Source organism: Paenibacillus sp. FSL R7-0345, from assembly GCF_038595055.1.
GTDB lineage: Bacteria > Bacillota > Bacilli > Paenibacillales > Paenibacillaceae > Paenibacillus_AQ.
This window is the reverse complement of sequence record NZ_CP152002.1, coordinates 2,776,184-2,793,307: the sequence shown is the minus strand read 5'-3', so window position 1 is coordinate 2,793,307 and position 17,124 is coordinate 2,776,184. Positions and strand designations below refer to the sequence as shown.

Below are 17,124 nucleotides of genomic sequence, written 5' to 3'. Positions count from 1 at the left end.
TTCCTCCTCTTGTGCAGATTCGTATTTTTGTAAAGCCTGTGTAAAAGCTTAAAATACGAACCTGAAAAAAGGCTGAATCCCCTGCTTATCCCTTGCCCGGCAACGTCTCCCGCAGCCCGCGTCCAATCACATTAGCCGATACCGGCGTATGCCCGAGCTCTCTCGCCCAGACTGACAGCTGTCCGATATGATGGATCTCGTGGGCGATAATGTGGCGCATGATCTCGCCCCAGGCATCTGTAACCTTTTCTCCTTCATAACGCTTATCCACAAAAATATTACGCTCCAGCCCCTCATGCCAGCCCAGCACAAACGCCTCGACCTCCGGCCGGAAGCGGGCATCGAGCTCTTTTACCTTACTCAGGGTACTATATTCCGCAAAATCCTCTTCAAAATCAGGCTTGCCCTGCATCGCCATAATCCAGCTCCACTCCACATCTGCGATATGGAACAGTGTCTTCAGAATGCCGCCGGCTCCGCCGGTTCTTGGCTGCAGAAGTTCATCTTCACTCAGCGTTTCGCACCACTTATACCACTCTTCACGGACCATCCAGTTGTAGCGGAACAATGTCTGCATTTTAACCCTCCCGGTATTTTACATTTAAACAAGACCTTAGAATTCAGTGTATCACAGCGGCTCTTCGTGTCCGAGGGGAAAAATGATTATAACAGCAGCAGCTGCCAGCGTGCCCAGACAACGCAAAAATACCGGCAACCAAGGTCACCGGTACGTAAATTCATTATGTACATGATACAAAAAAAACATCTAGTTTTCCTGCGTTAACTATAAAATTAATATAGCACGGAAATGTCAACCTGGCAAGCATTTTTATGGAAAACGGAGAAAAAAGAACCTTTATCCCCCCGCTGCCAGCAGCGATGGAACTACAAGGCGTTATGCGCCGCTGTCTCCTATATCCAAGTAATGATATGATCATCTGCGCGAAGGAGGCGGATCACATGCAAATCAGACTCAGGAATATTAAAAAAAGCTTTAAAGTGTACAAACGGCCGGAAGGCAAATGGGGGCTCTTAAAGGGAGCTTTTATGCGGAATGTGACGGAGGTGGAGGCGCTCGGCGGGATCGGCTTTGATATTGCTGAGGGTGAGCTGGTGGGTTACATCGGCCCGAACGGCGCCGGCAAATCCACCTCGGTCAAGGTGATGAGCGGGATTCTGACACCGGACAGCGGCGAATGCACCATCCTCGGCAAAGTCCCCTGGAAAAACCGGGTGGAGCATGTGTCCAAGATCGGGGTCGTGTTCGGACAGCGGTCGCAGCTGTGGTGGGATGTGCCGGTGGCGGATTCTTTTGACGTGCTGAAGGATATTTACGCGATCCCGGCTGGCGATTACAAAATCAGACTGGGCGAGCTGACGCAAACCCTCGGTGTGGAAGCGCTATTACGAACCCCCGTCCGCCAGCTGTCGCTGGGGCAGCGGATGCGCTGTGAGCTGGTGGCATCGCTTTTGCACCGGCCGAAGATCCTGTTTCTCGATGAGCCGACGATCGGGCTGGATGCGGTGTCCAAGCTGGCACTGCGCAATTTTTTGAAGGAAGAGAACCGTAAACATGGAGTTACCATGCTGCTGACTACCCATGATATGGACGATATTGAGGCGCTGTGCGAGCGGGTGATGGTGATCGGGCACGGCAAGCTGCTCTATGACGGCAAGCTGGCCGGACTGCAGGAGAAATACGCCCCTGAGGTTGTGACGAAGGTCAATACGGATGCGATGATTGCCGCCATGTACAACGATCTGGCACTGACATAACCGGGCATGCAGCCTCATAAAGGAGCCGTTACTTATCAACTTTTTCAGGAGGTGTACAACTGCAATGGATTTTAAAAATACCTGCCGGGCCTCAGCCTCCCTCTTTCGTATACGTATGGCTGAGGGCTTGCAATACCGTGTATCCGCGATCTCTGGAACGGTGGTCGGTGTGTTCTGGGCGCTGCTGGAGTGCGTGCTGTTTACAGTCTTTTATACATATAGCGAGCATGGTTCGTGGAACAACAACGGGATGAGTCTGCCGCAGACCCTCTCCTATGTATGGATCGCCCAGGGGCTGTTCGTGCTGCAGACGATGAGCATTGACGGAGAGATTATGGGCAAAATCAACAACGGCGATGTCGGGATCGAGCTGTGCCGGCCGATGAATCTGTACACCCACTGGTTCGTCAAAAGCTCAGCCGGTAAGCTCGGCACCTCCTGGATTCGCAGTGCCGCTACCGTATTGGTTGGTCTGCTGATGCCCGCAACATATGCGCTTGGTGCTCCTGCGTCATCCGCCGGATTGCTCTGTTTTCTGCTCTCGGTGGTGATGGCTTTCGTGCTCTGCTCCTCATTTGCGATGCTTGTGACAGTAGTCCGGCTCAATGTTACCTGGGGTGACGGTCCGAGCCATATGCTTCTGCTGGTGAGCGGGATTTTGTCCGGGACGTATCTTCCGCTGCGGCTGTGGCCTGACTTCATGCAGACCTTTCTCTACCTTCAGCCGTTCGGCGGCTTCGCCGACATTCCGGCCCAGCTGTACATCGGGACGATGCCGCCGGCCGCAGCGCTGCCAGCAATTGGACTGCAGTGTATCTGGAGTGCAATCTTTATCGTGACAGGGCGGATGATCATGAACCGTAAGCTGAAAAATATTATCGTCCAGGGAGGGTGAGCACACGTCATGATTGCCGAAAGTAAAATCTATTTCAAATATTTACGGATGCATCTCTTATCCGGGATGGAGTATAAAGGCTGGTGGCTGATGCTGATCCAGGTGCTGGTGGTTGTCGTCTCTGACCCGATCTCCACTGTCCTGCTGTTCTCCCGCTTCGGCAATATCGGGGAATGGAGCGTCGCTCATATCATTCTTGTCTATTCGCTGGCAGTGGCTTCCTTCGGGCTCGCGGAGAGCTTTTGCCGGGGCTTTGACTATTTTCCGTGGCATCTGCTGCGTTCCGGCGACTTTGACCGGCTGCTGCTGCGTCCCCGCTCCCTGTTCGTACAGGTTGCCGCCTCCAGGTTTCACCTCCACCGGCTCGTCCGCCCCATAACAGGAATCTGCGCAGCAGGCTGGGCGTTGAATGAGCTTGGAGTGCAGCTGACTTTCGGCAAAATAGGAATTCTCGTAATGGCGCTCGCAGGCGGGTGCATCATGTATTGCGGGGTGTTCGTACTGACCTCGGGGCTTGCTTTTTTCACGATTAAAGGGCTTGACTGGATTTATCTGCTGACCAATGCCAGCTACCAGATTACCCGCTGTCCGGAGCCGTATATGCCGCGGGTGCTGAAAAATGTGTTCAGCTTTATGCTGCCGATGCTGTTCATCAGCTTCTACCCGGCTGCTACCGTATGCGGCTGGGATTATCCGGCCTGGCTGGGTTATCTCTCGCTTCCCGCCGGGGCAGCTTTCCTCGGACTGTCACTGCTAGTCTGGCGGATTGGCGTAAAGCATTACAAAAGCACAGGAAGCTGACCAACGGGATGCGTTAGTCAGCTTCTGTAGTCTTGCGGAGGAGCCGTATGCAGAACTAAACTTTAATGCGAGCTCAGATGCTTTCGGTACCCCTCCACCTTCTCCTCCCGGTAGCCCATCCGCTCATAGAAGACATGGGCTTCCTTGCGTTTCTCCCCGGAGACGAGAATGATGTAGAAGCAATTGCGTTCATGAGCGATTTTTTCAATAGCGTCCATCAGCTGTTTACCCAGACCCTGGCGTCGGGCACGGGCAGAGACGACGACATTTTCAATGACCATAAACGGCCGGCAGTCCCCGACCAGATCCAGACATGTAATCCCCATCAGCGAGCCCATCAGCTCACCGTCCACATAAGCGCCTAACAAGACATACCTGCTGTCTGCTTTGATTGCTGCAAAAGTATCACCAAATTTGCCCGGCTCTGCCGGTGCACCGATCAGCTCCCGGTAAAGTTCATTTAATGCCGTGAGTGAATCCGCTTCAATTTCTTTGATCGTTACCATAGGTATGTACAACTCTCCTTACGAAGGCAGATATTTATTTTTCATATATATAAAGCTGTCCATTTCGGGGGTGGTTCATCCGCTGGCCGGTGTACGCTCTGCGCCGCAGCTCACTTTCCAGCAGCTTCATAAGCGCGCCATGGGTTACAAGCAATACGTTGGTATTCGGTGGCCCGGTCTCCATTTCATCCAGAACTTTTTTAATACGCTGTCTAGTTTCGTGCCTGCTCTCCGGCTGTGAGGCATGACCGGCCAGCCATAATAAGCGGCCAAGCACCATCCAGCAGGGGGCAGGCAGCCTGAAGCCCCGCAGGCTTCCCCAAGCCGCTGCTACACCAATCTCTCTAAGCTGCGGATTATAGGTAACAACACCAGAATAGATGCGGCTGGCAGTATGCATTGCTCTGGGCAGATCGCTGCAAATGCAGCGGTCCCAGCTATGGCCCTGATCAGAAAATTTTGCGGGCTGGACAGCAGCTTCATCATACCCAACAACCCACTGGTTAAACTGATCTCCGGTCACCCAGCCCCGAAGCGGCGGATGCTCCACCTTGAAATGTCTGACCAGCCCGACCCTCACTCCGGCTCATCCCCGTCCGTCATCAGCTCAAACCGCTCCTTGTGTCCGTCCCACTCCACACTTACTGTAATGACCGCCTGCCCCCGGTTCGGCGTTCCGCTGCCCGAGCCGTGCATGCGAAGAGACTCCATTCTTACCGGCCCCTCCATCGTCTGGCTGGAGCTGTGGCCGAGCGCCTCATATCCGTAGGTGAATTGCTTGATCTCCTTCAGGTCTTTGGTTTCCCCTTTATAGGCCAACTGAAAATTATACTCGCTGGATGCCTTATAGTAAGCATCTCCCCCCTTGGCCAGGGCCGGCTCCTCTGTGACTGTCTCGCTGTAAATGGCCGACCAGTGCTCGCCCTCACCTGAAAAAGTGTACGTATCATGATGTGTACCGCTGTTGCAGGCAGTCAGTAGCATAAGTACCGCTATAAAACCGTTCAGTAAAAAAATTCGTACCGCAGCGTTCCTTCTCATAAGCTCAGCCCTCTTTTCCAAAGGATAAGTAGTTCACGACCGCCTCCACACGCTCCTCTACCGACAAGTCCCCCTCCAGCCGCAAAACAGGACATTCCAGCTCCATCATCCATGCCTCATGCAGCTTAAGGCTCCGCACCTCGGGACCTGCCGTGTCATACAGACTCGCCCATTCCAGAAACGCCTGCACATCTTCGTACCTGCTCCCGCCCGGCAGACTCTCCTTACCGTAACGCCCGTATTCTCTGGCCTTTAACCGTTCCAGTCTGAGCTTTGGCGGAATATACAGAAAAATCACCAGGTCAAAATAGGGCCGCAGGACATCCCCCCAGCCGCATACCGCACCGGATAAAATCCAGGGCTCTCGCTGCTCCAGATCATCTTTTATTATGCTGAGCCGCTCGGTTATTTCCCGCTGCTTCGAAAACTTCTGCTCCCAGAAGTAGTCGTCACTATCCAAATGCACATGCGGAAGCCGGCGGGCAAGCGCCTGACCCAAAGTACTGGTTCCCGCCCCGGAGGCTCCCATGATATGAATTCTGCGTTTCATCCGCACCCCCTGAATGTTACCGCAACTGCGGATATAGCTATCCATAATTTAACATACTATAAGATTGCAGATTCTGCAAAAATGTAACCATTCCCTATACGCTCAGTACCTTTATAACTGCCATATAACACGATTCCTTAAAATGGGCATGCAGTTCATCCTGATCGGCCATCAGCCACTGGATCAGACAGCCGTCGATAATCGCCCGGATAACTGGTGCTGTATTTCCCGGAGTCAGCTCCGTATTAAAAATCCCCTCCTGCTGCCCCAGCAGCAGCACCTCTGTACTGATCCCCGCACAGCTGTCATAAAACCGCTGGTTAATCTCCCGGTAGACCGGACTGCGGCTGGCTCTGGACAGAAAATCCAGATATACACGGTAAAACGAACGGTTCTGCGCCGGACCGGCAAATGCTGAATCAATATAAGCTGTAAGCTTCCCCTCTGCAGTGTGCTGCTCTGCCACCGCCGACGTTTCCCTGGCAGATATTTTGCCGGTCAGCCATTCCAGCAGCTCCACAAGTACAGCTTCCTTACTCGCAAAATAATAATGGACTACCCCTTTGCTGACCTCTGCATAATCCGCAATCGTCTGCAGGGTGACCGCATCATATCCATGCTCCGACAGAGCCCGGAAAGCGGCCGAAAGAATCTGTTTACGTTTCTCTTCCGATTTCTTGTACTTTACCATATGTCCTCCGCCATGCAGCGTAATTGTTCGCTTAGTTTGTTTAATGTGTAGTATATCATAGTCATAAAAAAGTTGACCGGTCAGAATAAATATTATATAACTGACCTGCATACAGTTAACGGATAGGAGCGGATACATTAATGTCAGAACCTTTTCAAGCTTTGGTTGTAGATAAGAACGATACCTTCTCAGTGGAAGTCAAGCAGATTACCCGGGAGGAGCTGCCTGCCGGTGAGGTATTGATCAAGGTCGCTTACTCCAGCGTAAATTATAAGGACGGGCTTGCCAGCATTCCGAACGGCAACATTGTGCGCAACTACCCGTTCATTCCCGGCATCGACCTGTCCGGAACAGTCGTGTCCTCAGAAGATAGCCGCTTTCAGCCGGGCCAGCCGGTCATTGCTACGAGCTATGGGATTGGTGTGTCCCATTATGGCGGGTACAGTCAATACGCCCGTATCCCTGCCGAATGGGTCATCCCCCTGCCTCAAGGACTGAGCCTGCGGGAAGCAATGATTTACGGGACAGCCGGCTTCACAGCTGCGATGTCCATTCAGGCGCTGGAGGATCACGGAGCCGCGCCGGATAAGGGAAAAGTACTGGTAACCGGTGCAACCGGCGGTGTCGGCGGGTCGGCCGTTGCCATGCTTGCCAAGCTTGGCTACCAGGTGACAGCCAGCACCGGCAGAACGGCTGAAGCCGGTTACCTGCAGGAGTTAGGCGCAGGCGAAGTCATTTCCCGCGAAGAGGTTGGCGGCGATGCCGTGAAGCCGCTGGACAAGCAGCTCTGGCAGGCTGCGGTAGATTCCGTCGGCGGCAGCCCGCTCGCAGCCGTACTAAGCAAGATTGCTTACGGCGGGTCGGTGGCAGCAAGCGGTTTGACCGCAGGCACCGCGGTTCCTGCAACGGTAATGCCGTTTATCCTGCGCGGGGTGAGCCTGCTGGGCATCGATTCTGTCGCCTGCCCTGCCGGCAAGCGGCAGCTTATCTGGGAGCGGATGGCGGGTGACCTGAAGCCGGACAATCTCGATATGCTGGTAGACCGTGAAATCACATTAACTGAGCTGCCGGCTGCGCTGGAAGATATCCTTAAGTCTAATACAAGAGGCAGAGTGCTTGTCCGCCTGTCCTAGTATCAGTCCCCGGGTCATTAGACCCGGGGACTTTTTTTAAATGCTGGAACTTACAGTTCGTTATCTGTTCCCGCATTCGGATAAGCCGGAATACCCTGAGCATAAGGCAGCTGGCGGTATGGCTGCTGCACATAAGGCTGGCCATAGTAGGCATGCACATTCATCGGCTGGTATCCAAAGCCCTGTGTAGCAGGCTGAGGCGTATAGTACGGTATGTTGGCCCCTGCCATCACCGGAGCCATATTCGGGGCCATATTTGGAGCCATATTAGGCGCTACATTGACTGGCTGCATATTTTCTGCAGCTGCCTTTGCAGGCTCACAACAGTCCGCAGGCGGACCGATGAAGGTTTTAGGCTTCACCGGAGCCAGCGCTTCCTTCAACAATGCCTCATTCAAGCAGTAAGTATGAGCCAGTACATTGGCCGGTGTTTTACTTAAAATATCGGATCCCAGGATAACTTGAGGCGTAGGCGCATCGAAAATCGCCAGCAGATGGGTACAATCCGCTGTAGCGATCTCATAGTGCCACCAGCCCTGGGGGACATTGGCCACCTGTCCGGGAGTAATCGGGAAGTGCAGCAGCTCGTTAGTGAACGGGTTGATCAGCGAAACCACTGCAGCTCCTGAGATACAATAGACCAGCTCAGCGGCATTTTGATGGTAATGCGGCTCAATTACATTGGATTTGCTGAGAAAAATATCGAGCAATGATGTATTTTCCAGCGTATTCAGCTGCTTGACTCCTAGGACATTAATGAAGTTGCAGTCGTCCTTTTTAAACAGCGTATTGCAGTTCACATCCGCCGTAAATTGAGTAGTCGGAGATGTATAATCCATGTAAGAAGTCATGAAAAGTCTTCCTTTCTGTGAAGCCCAATTTTTATCGTTCTGCGGTAGAATATGTATCTGCCTATGCCCATGTGACGATTTATTTGCTGACACGCGCAACAAAAAAGCATCTTTCCCCGCGAAAGATGCCCTTCTGTCTTACTCGCCATATATAACTGTGCGGTTCCTTCCGTTATGCTTCGCTGAATACAAAGCCTCATCGGCCCGTCCCAGCAGCTCCTCCCGGGTACGTCCATGTGCCGGATAATGGGCAATGCCTTGTGAGGAAGTGACCTTTACCGGCAGAGGAACCTCTGTCTGCTCCAATGTTTTGCGAATCCGTTCGGCAACGATATAAGCATTCTCCGCCTTGGTCCGGGGCAGCAGCAATACAAACTCCTCCCCGCCGTAACGCGCGCATATATCGCCGGGACGGATACTTACCTCAAGAATTCGGGCAACCCGGCGCAGCACCTCATCTCCGGCCAGATGGCCATACGTGTCATTTACAAACTTGAACTTGTCCACATCGAGCACAACAACCGAAAATGGCACCCGTGCGGCGATCCACTGGCTCATACTGATATCCAGCGCCCTGCGGTTCATCAAGCCGGTCAGCAGATCCGTCATCGCTTCCTGGGTCAGCTGGTCAGTCTGCTTCTGGATGTCCCTCCAGGCCAGCACAACTGCTGTAGTAAGCAGATCGACCTCCCGGTTCCAATGCGGCTTCAGCTCGGGCATCTCTATATTCTCTTTGCCGATTCTGTTCACCAGGTCAGCAAGCACCACGAACGGTTTAGCCAGCCGGTGGGCCAGGACAAATACACAGAACAGCAGAACCACAAAGGGAATCAGGGTGTAGGCCAGGATTTTGCGCAGATGCACCAACAGCTGCTGCTGTATAACATCTGCCGGAGAGACAACCACAACACCCCAGCCGTTGGAGGGGACAGACGAATAGCCGGCAAGCATAGAAACCCCTTGCGTATTTACCGCCTGCATTCTGCCACTCTGACCCTGCATTAACTGCGCGACAACCTTGTTGCCCGTAACATCATCATTTAATCTGCTAATGTCCGGATGATACAGCAAACGTCCTTCCTTGCTCACAATATAGTAATAAGATCCTGACTCATCTATCTCATTGTTTCCGAATATCATATTAAGGATATTATAATCCTGAAGATAGACATTGCCGATGAGCTGTCCCAGGTAATGCCTGTCTTTGTTATAGAGCGGCTCGCTCATAAAGAAAAGCATTCTGCCGGTTGACGGGGCAATAAAAGGCGCCGACAGATATGAATTTTTTAATTTGAGCGCTTCTTTGACCTGGGGTGAAGCAATCTGCCTGCCCTCCATACCCAGTGCAGCCGGTGAATTATTCAAAACGTTTCCATCAGCATCAACCAGAATAATCGAATTAAAATAGTTGCTGCTGTTGCGCGACAAATCAAGATATGCATCAATACTTTTCGGCGGTACAGCTCCCAGATTGGCAATCTGATCCGCGCTGAAAATCAGGCTGCTGCGCATCGAACGAAACAGCGAGTCTATCGTCTTACTCATTCTGTCCGCATTAGTGTAATTCAGGTTAAGTGTTGTTTCTATTAATGATTTCTTTTTGGATTGGTAGGAACCAATCAGCAGTATCGTTGTGGTAAGCAGAAAAACCATAGTCACCAGCGCCATGAGCAGCAATGTAAGGCTAAGCTTCTTCCTGGGTCTGTGTTCTGCTCCTTCTGGTCTGGGCATTTCTCTTAACCCCCTAATCCGCCGGGCTTGTTTGCTTTCATTATATACGATTGGTGAAGAATCAACATCCAGATTTCTTTTCCAGTTTCATGTGGACAAAATCGTTCAGGCCGGCAGGGATTAGCAGACTTTAGCCCATTTAAGCAAATAAAAGGAGCAGGCACCAGGGAAGGTCCCGAGCTGCCTGCTCCTTTATTGTACTCACTATCCACTACGTTAATTTAGCGGAGTAATCGCGGTTTTCGTTCGAAATATATTCTATAGAAGCCTATAGCATTCATCCAGCGAAGCTACTGTATAATCCGGCTTGACTTCATGCTCCCAACAGGCATCAGTCCGGTTAATCCAGCAGGCGGTAATCCCCGCCCTTGCTGCACCCAGAACATCCGAAGAGCCGTCCCCGATGTGAATAATCTGTTCCGGTGCTACTCCGTAACGGGTAATGACTTCATGGAACATCATGTTCCGGCTATCGTTTTTGTAGGACTGGTATATTTCAGAAGTAAATAAGGTGACAGGATAATCCAGATAGAATTCCGGTAGCATCAGGTTATCTGTATCACTTACAATACACACCTGATATTCCCGGCACACCTTTTGCAAAAACCGTTCAGTATCTTCATACAATGCAGACCGCCGGTGTTGTGCAAACAAAATATCGACAGCCTGAGCGTAGTCAAAGTCCACCCTATGCTGCTGGAATACCCGCTTGAAGCCGCGGAAATAGATCTCTCTGCTGGTCCAAAAGCTCCCCTGCTTCCTGATCTCTGCCGCCGACTCATAATAACTTCGCAATAGCTGGCTGCCAAGCTCCTTCGCCCGCTCCTCACTGTAATTCTGCTGCAGAATAGGCCTCCACACATGCTCCCTCCGGCCTTCAATATTCACCAGAGTCTGAAACATATCCAGGCTGATCACCTCATAGCGCCTTGTCACCTGCCCGTTTCTCCATTAAACCGGGCTGCCACAAAAACAGCCGGCGAGTTCCAGTAAATCGTAACCTCGTTCGTAGAGTAGCTGAGCTCATGATCGGCAAAGCATTGCGCCGCAGGCCTTCCCTCCAGATGCTCCCTGACATATTCATCATGCAGACCGCGGTCAGGCCCCCCGGATACAAGCCCGGGAACCGGCTCCTCCACTCCGTCTCCGACCGAAGGACGATGATGCGGATGGCGGACCGGGCGGTCGCCGTAGCCGGTCACATAGCTGATATCCAGCACATTGCGGCCCAGCAGATAATGAAGATGATCCAGGGCACAATCGGCATAGGAAAGATTCCCGCTAAACCGCTCCGCTGCCAGCAGCAGCATGGCATTGTTCATCACCAGCATATTGCTGCCCCAGATGTAATCTTCTTCCCGCAGGGAGATGCGGTAGCCATCCTGTTCACTTACCGCAACCAGCCGGTCTGCTTCCTCCAGCAGACCTTCCTGAAGTGTCCGGTACAATCCTTCATCCGTCTGCTCTTTGCCGGTAAGCAAATAAGCAAGTGTGCCGTAACCGCCCATGTCTGCCCAGCCCAAAGCGAATTTCGGGAAGAGCTGACGTGCCAGCGTCTGTACAGCTTGATGATATACCTCTTCACCCGTAGTCCGGTACAGCTCTGCCGCTGCCCAGAAGCGTTCATCATGGTCTACATTGTCACCATATTCACCAGTTGTAATTTCCGGCGGGTTGGTAAAGCCCGGTTCCTCCGTATGCAGCTCCAGCCAGCGCCAGGCCGACTCTGCTGCCCCAAGGCAGCGGGCTGCATACTCCCCGTCCCAAGGCTTATATACTCTTGCCGCCATTGCCATCACCCCGGCAAAATCACCCGTGGCAGCTGCCGAAACCGGCGAGAAAAACAGCTCTCCTGTATCATCCTCAGGCATCACATCGAGACCCGGAAAACCCGCAGTCGTCAGCTTGTGATATACGCCGCCGCTGACGGTTTCCTGCATTTTAAAGAGCCAGTCCAGTTCGACCTTGCATTCCAGCAGCACATCAGGCGTTTTGCCGTCACTCTCCGGCAGTGTAAACGCATCCGAAAAAGCAGCAGGATACCATTCAAAAGCCAGCAGCAGATCAGCAACCGCCTTCGCCCCCGGACCGGAATACTTACCATAGTCCCCGGCGTCGTGCCAGCCTCCGCTGCTGTCCAGCTTAACGCCAGGCTGGCCGATCACTGTTCCCTCAGCCAGATGACAGGCTGCATGTCCCCATGGCCCGGCATATTCTCCGGACAATTCCGCACCGCACCGGTAAAAATAAAAGGCTTTCAATAATCCCTTTTGCAGTTCCCCGTAAGGACGCTCTCCAATAACAAACTCAGCGGATCCTGTCCCGTTCTCGGCTTCAATGAAGTACCGGCCGGGAGCAGTGACAGCAGAAAAATCTCCTGCATGCACATTAGCACCGCTGGACTTATCCGCTAATGCCGCAGATGTTTCCCCGCTGAACACGGATACGCCTGTTCCGGCATCCAAAACCCGGTATTTATGCACCCCGCCTGTAAACAGGGCAATCTTCCTCCCCCCGGCCGGATACCCGATCTGATTCACTGTAATTGCGCGGACATTGTGTTCACTCACCTGATACACACTCCTTTTCTAATTTCAGTGCCTGTTCCAGATATACTGCTACACCATCTTCATTATTGGAGTCAATTACCCTGTCAGCCAGTGCTTTAAGCTCAGGCTGGGCATTCTGCACAGCAATTCCTGTACCTGCTGCCGTAAACAGTCCTAGGTCATTAATGTGGTCACCGAACACTGTGATCTTGTCCGGCTCAACGCCCATATGCTGTGCCCACAATTTCAGCCCGTCGCTTTTGTTGCCCCGGGGATGACTAAACTCCAGGAAATAGTGATCCTCTATGTATATATCCTGCATGAAATGGATCTGCAGCTGATCGCCGAACCTCTCCTGCACCGCCTCCCGGATAGGCTGAAGCTCCTCAAGCAAGCCGATATAGCTGATAATCAGTGTCCGGCAGCCGTCCGGGCATTCCAGCCTGTTCACTTCCCTGAACCGCTTGTCTCCGGGCCGGCTGTTATAAAACCGGATCTCCCCGCTCCTTGTCAGCGGTTCATACAGCACCCGCTCATTATCATCTTCATCCAGCGAGAAATAAAAAGGGGTTAAGCCGCCCGCTTTCCTGCCGAGAGATATAATTTCCCCGGAAATAACTGGGTCCAGCCAATAACCGCCGATTACTTTTCCATTAATTCCGTCATAGATTAAAGCCCCGTTGTAGAGAATGAGCGGATGCTTCCAGGGAATCTGCGAAACTACGCGGGCTGCACTGATATAGCCTCTGGCTGTTGCATAGCTTATCAGCGCTCCCTGATCCAGCGCCTCCGTTATCACCTGCACCGTAAAGTCTGTAAGCCTCTGGTCCGAAGTGAGCAGCGTACCATCCAGATCCGTGATATAGGCCTCAGCTGTCATATGCACTCTCCTTTAAGTTTTGATGGCACCCGCCATCTGCTTAAATACATGCTATACGCTGCCGCTCATTCCGGCTGTGATTATTCCCCCAGCAGCTTCATAAAACCGGCCGGCAGATTGAATTGCTGGTTATTAATCATGATCCGCTGGAACTCAATGGAATCATCCTCGGCCTGGGCATCCTTGATTTCCTGAATCTCACGGTGCAGGCGTTCCATCTGCAGATCCAGCTCATTCGCTTTTATAGCCGCATTCTTCAGCTCACGGGTCAGGTGCTCAGGTACAGACTGGCTGTATTTATAGAAAATTTTATGTTCTAGGCTGGCCCAGAAGTCCATGGCAATCGTACGGATCTGCACCTCTACGCATACCAGCTCTGTGCAGTCCGACAGGAATACCGGCACTTCCACCAGCAGGTGAAGACTCTGGTAACCGTTCGGCTTCGGATTTTTGATATAATCCTTAACCTGCAGCACCTTCAGGTCGTCCTGCTTCTGCAGCATCTCGCTGACCTGATAAATATCCGAAATGAACGAGCAGGTGATCCGCAGTCCGGCGATATCCTTGATGCTTGATCTTACTGCGTCCAGCGAAAACGGTTTGTTTTTGCGGAGCATTTTGTTCATGATACTCTCCGGGGATTTGATGCGGGACTTGGTATGTTCAATCGGGCTATAGTCATGGAGCATCTGGAATTCCTGCTTCAGGATTTCAATTTTGGTCTCTATTTCTTCCAGGGCAAACTTGTAAATCATCATAAACCGGGTCAGTTCGTACTTGATCTGTTTAAAATTCTCAATCTGGTTGCCAGCGTTCATCTTCATTTCTCCTCTTTCTGCTGCCAAAGGTTTAGCAGGTTCTCTTTTAATCATAGCCAGTCAGCCTAAGGAATTCAAATATAACCATAAAGCAAAAAAAGCCGCCCCCGTCCCGCACAGGGATTGAAGGGTGACTTTTTCGGACATTAATGTAGAACTGGCCTTGCTTTATACTAAAACCTCATCTACCATTAAGTTACGTTCGCGGGACAGGTCCCGGTACGTTTCATTCACTTTGATCAGCGGCTTAAAAATATCCAGAGCATTGTTCATTACAATGGTGCCTGTTTCCCCGTTGCTTAGCTGCACTGTTTTGCCTACAAAGCCCGGTAAAAGATGACCTGTCAGCGCCTGGACTACGTTCCCGTTCAGCTTGCCGAAGCCCCATTCATGCACCTGGCGCAGAACGCTTACCAGCCCCTGCTTGGGACGGCTCAGTCTTGAAGTGGTCAGCTTCATGTATAGATCTGCAACTGTAACAATTTCGGTGTAGGGATGAATTTCCGATCTGGAGAAACCCGACGGATAACCCGCAGCTTCTTCAAAGTAATGATGCTGCAGTGCAACAAGCGCTGTGTCTTCATCCTTCATCGAACTGCGGATGATATCGTAACCATAGGCAGTATGGCGTTTCAGCTCATCTGTCTCCTCTGCGCTCAGCAGTCCCGGGTTGTTCAGGATAGACAAAGGCACCTGGCTTTTGCCGATATCATGCAGATAGCCGGCACGGCTGATCCGGTAGCACTCCTCTTTCGAATGACCAAGCCATGTGGCAATATAGTAAGACAGCAGCCCCACTTGAAGGGAGTGCTGATACGTATCAATATCTTCACGGTCAAGCAGCAGCAGCAGCGAAACAACGTCCTTTTGCTTATCCAGAGTCGCGAGCAGCGGCTGCAGCGTAGCATCCACCAGCGCCGGGGTGAAGCATCCCTGGGATAACGCCTCAAGAAAGGTCGCCTCGTAATTCATGATGACCTGGTCGAATTCATTATGCAGCCCATGGCTCTGCTCCTCAGCGCCTCCCGCCAGCTGACGGACTTGAATGGACACATAGTCGAGCCGGTGTCTGATCAGCAAGGATATCTCTTCACGGCGGACTACCGTTCCGCCCGGTAATATATGCAAGCCTACACTATTGAAAGTGTCAGTCATGAGACGGTCACCTGGTTTAAGATCTGTGACATGAACCTTCAAGTTGCAGCACTCCTTCAAATTGCAAATAATTAAACCTTATATTCTTTGATCATAGCCAAATGCCCTCCCGGTAACAATATGGTTAAAGTCGCATTCAGCTGTCCGGCCTAGGTCAAATGTAACCCGACTTTAGCCGCGCTTTTTTCCATAAATGTAATGGTTACTGCAGAAAGACTTCTTTCCTTCCTATCATTTGCATGCAAATCAATAGTATAATCAATTCCAGCTCATATTGTTAAGGAGGTTTGTTATGTTCGAGCATTTGGTAGTGTTTAAGTTTAACAGCAGCTATAAGCCTGAGCAGGAGCAGCAGCTGGTAGAGACGCTTTTGAATCTGAAGGAGCAAATACCTGGAATAACCGGTTTAACCGCAGGAGTGAATGTGACCGAAGAAACGGAGAATATCCATGGCTATACGCTGGGGCTCCGCGTGACCTTTACAGATCAGGAAGCCCTGCGCGCATATGGGCCGCATCCGGCCCATCAGAATTTTGTGGCAATGCTTGAGGGGATTATTGAAAGTGTTGTAGTTGTAGATTATCCGGTACATGGCTGATTCCGCGCAGTTCGGCGGACAGCTGCTCTAAAATAAGTCGTTTACATCGGCAAGCACCTTGCCGACCAGATGATCCTTGGCGACAAACGGAGTTGGCCACAAATGGGCATCATAGCTGACATTCCGGTTGTCGCCAAGGAAGAAATAATGCTCTTCCGGCACGGTAACCGGTCCGAAGGTATAGGTCATCGTTTCCTTCAGATACGGCTCATCGATCTGGCTGCCGTTCCGGTAAAGTGCCCCGTCTTTGATCTCAATCGTATCACCCGGCAGTCCGATCAGCCGTTTTACATAACGTTTCCCTTCCTCGCCGGGTACCGGCGGGTAGAAAACAACGATATCACCATGCGCAAGCTTGGTCATCCAAAGCATTTTTTCCACAAACAGCCTGTCATTGACTTCAATCGTCGGAACCATGGAATCGGTCGGGACTCTCATTGCTTCGGCAACATAGGAACGGATAAATAGGGACAGGATTATACCCAGCGCAATACTTGGCAGCCACTGCTTCAGAATTTTTTTCATGTTGGCACCCCGTTTGTCCGATTTGAATTAGTAATTGGAATTGGAATTAGAGCTAGAGTTCAAATTTGGCCAAAATCCGCGTCATTTCAGCTTCCACATCAACTGCCGCGCTGCTGCTCATATGTATCACAAGAAAACCGCCGAAGATCTGCTCATACCTGCCGCCGTTCTCTTCGACAACCCGCTTCAGGGCAGTGATTTCCGGTGAGGACGCCGCTTCCTTGCTGAGCAGCCAGGCGAATCTTTCGTATGCGGATTTTTGGACCGTCTCCACGTAATAGGATATACCTTGCTTCTTTTTCACCCGGATAATATCTCCAAGCGTAATGCCCGGGTAAAAAATCGGTGTTTCTTCGATTCTGTATTTATCGTTCGCCACTGGAATCACATCCAGCACCTCAATTTCACGCCCTGACTCATCAAAACAGATATGCAGCCCTACTGTTTCCGGCATAATACACCTCAATTCTCTTAGCAAAATCCGTGAATCTTCATTGTATTCAAACTTGTCTGGTTTGGCAATGAGGACGCTCATCGGACCGCTGCCTGCGGCAGCAAGCTTAATACCTCCTTCCGGCTATGGTTCTCATTATAAAGAGACAAAGTTACATCACGGGTATCAGC

General features: G+C 51.6%; 19 protein-coding genes and 1 pseudogene. 5 read left to right on the top strand and 15 right to left on the bottom strand.

From position 1 onward, the window contains the following. Positions 1-85: 85 nt before the first annotated feature. Positions 86-577: a DinB family protein gene (locus NST84_RS11680; protein ID WP_342565733.1), complete on the bottom strand. Its 492-nt coding sequence runs from the start codon at positions 575-577 to the stop codon at positions 86-88. A 383-nt stretch (positions 578-960) separates the two neighbouring features. Here NST84_RS11680 and NST84_RS11675 point away from each other — a divergent pair, with 383 nt between their 5' ends. From NST84_RS11675 to NST84_RS11665, 3 genes are all read left to right on the top strand, one after another. Then, the gene (locus NST84_RS11675) at positions 961-1,776 is read left to right on the top strand and encodes an ATP-binding cassette domain-containing protein (protein ID WP_342565732.1); all 816 of its coding nucleotides are present in this window, start codon (positions 961-963) and stop codon (positions 1,774-1,776) included. A gap of 64 nt (positions 1,777-1,840) precedes the next feature. Beyond that, positions 1,841-2,671 carry a hypothetical protein gene (locus tag NST84_RS11670; protein ID WP_342565731.1) on the top strand — a complete coding sequence of 277 codons (831 nt, stop codon included), beginning with the start codon at positions 1,841-1,843 and terminating at the stop codon, positions 2,669-2,671. Positions 2,672-2,680: 9 nt separating this feature from the next. Further along, a complete protein-coding gene (locus tag NST84_RS11665; RefSeq protein ID WP_342565730.1) occupies positions 2,681-3,472 on the top strand; it encodes an ABC-2 family transporter protein in 792 nt (263 codons plus the stop codon). Positions 3,473-3,534: 62 nt separating this feature from the next. Here NST84_RS11665 and NST84_RS11660 read toward each other — a convergent pair whose 3' ends face one another. The 5 genes from NST84_RS11660 to NST84_RS11640 form a co-directional block, all read right to left on the bottom strand. Then, positions 3,535-3,978: a GNAT family N-acetyltransferase gene (locus NST84_RS11660; protein ID WP_342565729.1), complete on the bottom strand. Its 444-nt coding sequence runs from the start codon at positions 3,976-3,978 to the stop codon at positions 3,535-3,537. Positions 3,979-4,012: 34 nt separating this feature from the next. Next, positions 4,013-4,558, bottom strand: a complete 546-nt coding sequence (locus tag NST84_RS11655) for a histidine phosphatase family protein (RefSeq protein ID WP_342565728.1) — start codon at positions 4,556-4,558, stop codon at positions 4,013-4,015. Further along, entirely contained in the window at positions 4,555-5,019 is a 465-nt protein-coding gene (locus tag NST84_RS11650) for a hypothetical protein (protein WP_342565727.1), read from the bottom strand. Before NST84_RS11650 ends, NST84_RS11655 begins: the two co-directional genes overlap by 4 nt. 4 nt (positions 5,020-5,023) lie before the next feature. Further along, a complete protein-coding gene (locus NST84_RS11645) occupies positions 5,024-5,569 on the bottom strand; it encodes an AAA family ATPase (RefSeq protein WP_342565726.1) in 546 nt (181 codons plus the stop codon). A 94-nt stretch (positions 5,570-5,663) separates the two neighbouring features. Continuing rightward, a complete protein-coding gene (locus tag NST84_RS11640) occupies positions 5,664-6,260 on the bottom strand; it encodes a TetR/AcrR family transcriptional regulator (RefSeq protein ID WP_342565725.1) in 597 nt (198 codons plus the stop codon). Between the two features lie 140 nt (positions 6,261-6,400). Here NST84_RS11640 and NST84_RS11635 point away from each other — a divergent pair, with 140 nt between their 5' ends. Continuing rightward, positions 6,401-7,393, top strand: a complete 993-nt coding sequence (locus NST84_RS11635; protein WP_342565724.1) for an acryloyl-CoA reductase — start codon at positions 6,401-6,403, stop codon at positions 7,391-7,393. Between the two features lie 323 nt (positions 7,394-7,716). On the opposite strand, the pseudogene NST84_RS11630 reads toward NST84_RS11635, so the two are convergent. From NST84_RS11630 to NST84_RS11600, 7 genes and pseudogenes are all read right to left on the bottom strand, one after another. Further along, a pseudogene (locus NST84_RS11630) lies at positions 7,717-8,244 on the bottom strand (cupin domain-containing protein); the annotation flags it as partial. Positions 8,245-8,382: 138 nt separating this feature from the next. Further along, complete coding sequence (locus NST84_RS11625; RefSeq protein ID WP_342565723.1) at positions 8,383-9,975, bottom strand: sensor domain-containing diguanylate cyclase; 1,593 nt, start codon at positions 9,973-9,975, stop codon at positions 8,383-8,385. A gap of 258 nt (positions 9,976-10,233) precedes the next feature. Then, complete coding sequence (locus tag NST84_RS11620; protein WP_342565722.1) at positions 10,234-10,911, bottom strand: HAD family hydrolase; 678 nt, start codon at positions 10,909-10,911, stop codon at positions 10,234-10,236. Beyond that, complete coding sequence (locus tag NST84_RS11615; protein ID WP_342565721.1) at positions 10,908-12,545, bottom strand: glycoside hydrolase family 9 protein; 1,638 nt, start codon at positions 12,543-12,545, stop codon at positions 10,908-10,910. The genes NST84_RS11620 and NST84_RS11615 overlap by 4 nt, the downstream gene beginning before the upstream one ends. Continuing rightward, complete coding sequence (locus tag NST84_RS11610; RefSeq protein ID WP_342565720.1) at positions 12,538-13,404, bottom strand: HAD hydrolase family protein; 867 nt, start codon at positions 13,402-13,404, stop codon at positions 12,538-12,540. The genes NST84_RS11615 and NST84_RS11610 overlap by 8 nt, the downstream gene beginning before the upstream one ends. An 80-nt stretch (positions 13,405-13,484) precedes the next feature. Continuing rightward, positions 13,485-14,222: a GTP pyrophosphokinase family protein gene (locus NST84_RS11605; protein WP_090718067.1), complete on the bottom strand. Its 738-nt coding sequence runs from the start codon at positions 14,220-14,222 to the stop codon at positions 13,485-13,487. A gap of 168 nt (positions 14,223-14,390) precedes the next feature. Beyond that, positions 14,391-15,419 carry an HD domain-containing phosphohydrolase gene (locus NST84_RS11600; protein WP_342565719.1) on the bottom strand — a complete coding sequence of 343 codons (1,029 nt, stop codon included), beginning with the start codon at positions 15,417-15,419 and terminating at the stop codon, positions 14,391-14,393. A gap of 250 nt (positions 15,420-15,669) precedes the next feature. Here NST84_RS11600 and NST84_RS11595 point away from each other — a divergent pair, with 250 nt between their 5' ends. Then, positions 15,670-15,975 (top strand): Dabb family protein, encoded by a 306-nt coding sequence (locus tag NST84_RS11595; protein WP_342565718.1) that lies wholly within the window; start codon positions 15,670-15,672, stop codon positions 15,973-15,975. A gap of 27 nt (positions 15,976-16,002) precedes the next feature. Here NST84_RS11595 and lepB read toward each other — a convergent pair whose 3' ends face one another. Next, a complete protein-coding gene (gene lepB, locus NST84_RS11590; RefSeq protein WP_342565717.1) occupies positions 16,003-16,500 on the bottom strand; it encodes a signal peptidase I in 498 nt (165 codons plus the stop codon). Between the two features lie 52 nt (positions 16,501-16,552). Then, a complete protein-coding gene (locus tag NST84_RS11585) occupies positions 16,553-16,954 on the bottom strand; it encodes a DUF4265 domain-containing protein (protein ID WP_342565716.1) in 402 nt (133 codons plus the stop codon). Positions 16,955-17,124 lie beyond the last annotated feature (170 nt).

Coding starts and splice junctions, on each gene's coding strand:
- NST84_RS11680 (WP_342565733.1), bottom strand. CDS start 577: ATGCAGACATTGTTCCGCTACAACTGGATGGTCCGTGAAGAGTGGTAT.
- NST84_RS11675 (WP_342565732.1), top strand. CDS start 961: ATGCAAATCAGACTCAGGAATATTAAAAAAAGCTTTAAAGTGTACAAA.
- NST84_RS11670 (WP_342565731.1), top strand. CDS start 1,841: ATGGATTTTAAAAATACCTGCCGGGCCTCAGCCTCCCTCTTTCGTATA.
- NST84_RS11665 (WP_342565730.1), top strand. CDS start 2,681: ATGATTGCCGAAAGTAAAATCTATTTCAAATATTTACGGATGCATCTC.
- NST84_RS11660 (WP_342565729.1), bottom strand. CDS start 3,978: ATGGTAACGATCAAAGAAATTGAAGCGGATTCACTCACGGCATTAAAT.
- NST84_RS11650 (WP_342565727.1), bottom strand. CDS start 5,019: ATGAGAAGGAACGCTGCGGTACGAATTTTTTTACTGAACGGTTTTATA.
- NST84_RS11645 (WP_342565726.1), bottom strand. CDS start 5,569: ATGAAACGCAGAATTCATATCATGGGAGCCTCCGGGGCGGGAACCAGT.
- NST84_RS11640 (WP_342565725.1), bottom strand. CDS start 6,260: ATGGTAAAGTACAAGAAATCGGAAGAGAAACGTAAACAGATTCTTTCG.
- NST84_RS11635 (WP_342565724.1), top strand. CDS start 6,401: ATGTCAGAACCTTTTCAAGCTTTGGTTGTAGATAAGAACGATACCTTC.
- NST84_RS11625 (WP_342565723.1), bottom strand. CDS start 9,975: ATGCCCAGACCAGAAGGAGCAGAACACAGACCCAGGAAGAAGCTTAGC.
- NST84_RS11610 (WP_342565720.1), bottom strand. CDS start 13,404: ATGACAGCTGAGGCCTATATCACGGATCTGGATGGTACGCTGCTCACT.
- NST84_RS11605 (WP_090718067.1), bottom strand. CDS start 14,222: ATGAACGCTGGCAACCAGATTGAGAATTTTAAACAGATCAAGTACGAA.
- NST84_RS11595 (WP_342565718.1), top strand. CDS start 15,670: ATGTTCGAGCATTTGGTAGTGTTTAAGTTTAACAGCAGCTATAAGCCT.
- lepB (WP_342565717.1), bottom strand. CDS start 16,500: ATGAAAAAAATTCTGAAGCAGTGGCTGCCAAGTATTGCGCTGGGTATA.
- NST84_RS11585 (WP_342565716.1), bottom strand. CDS start 16,954: ATGCCGGAAACAGTAGGGCTGCATATCTGTTTTGATGAGTCAGGGCGT.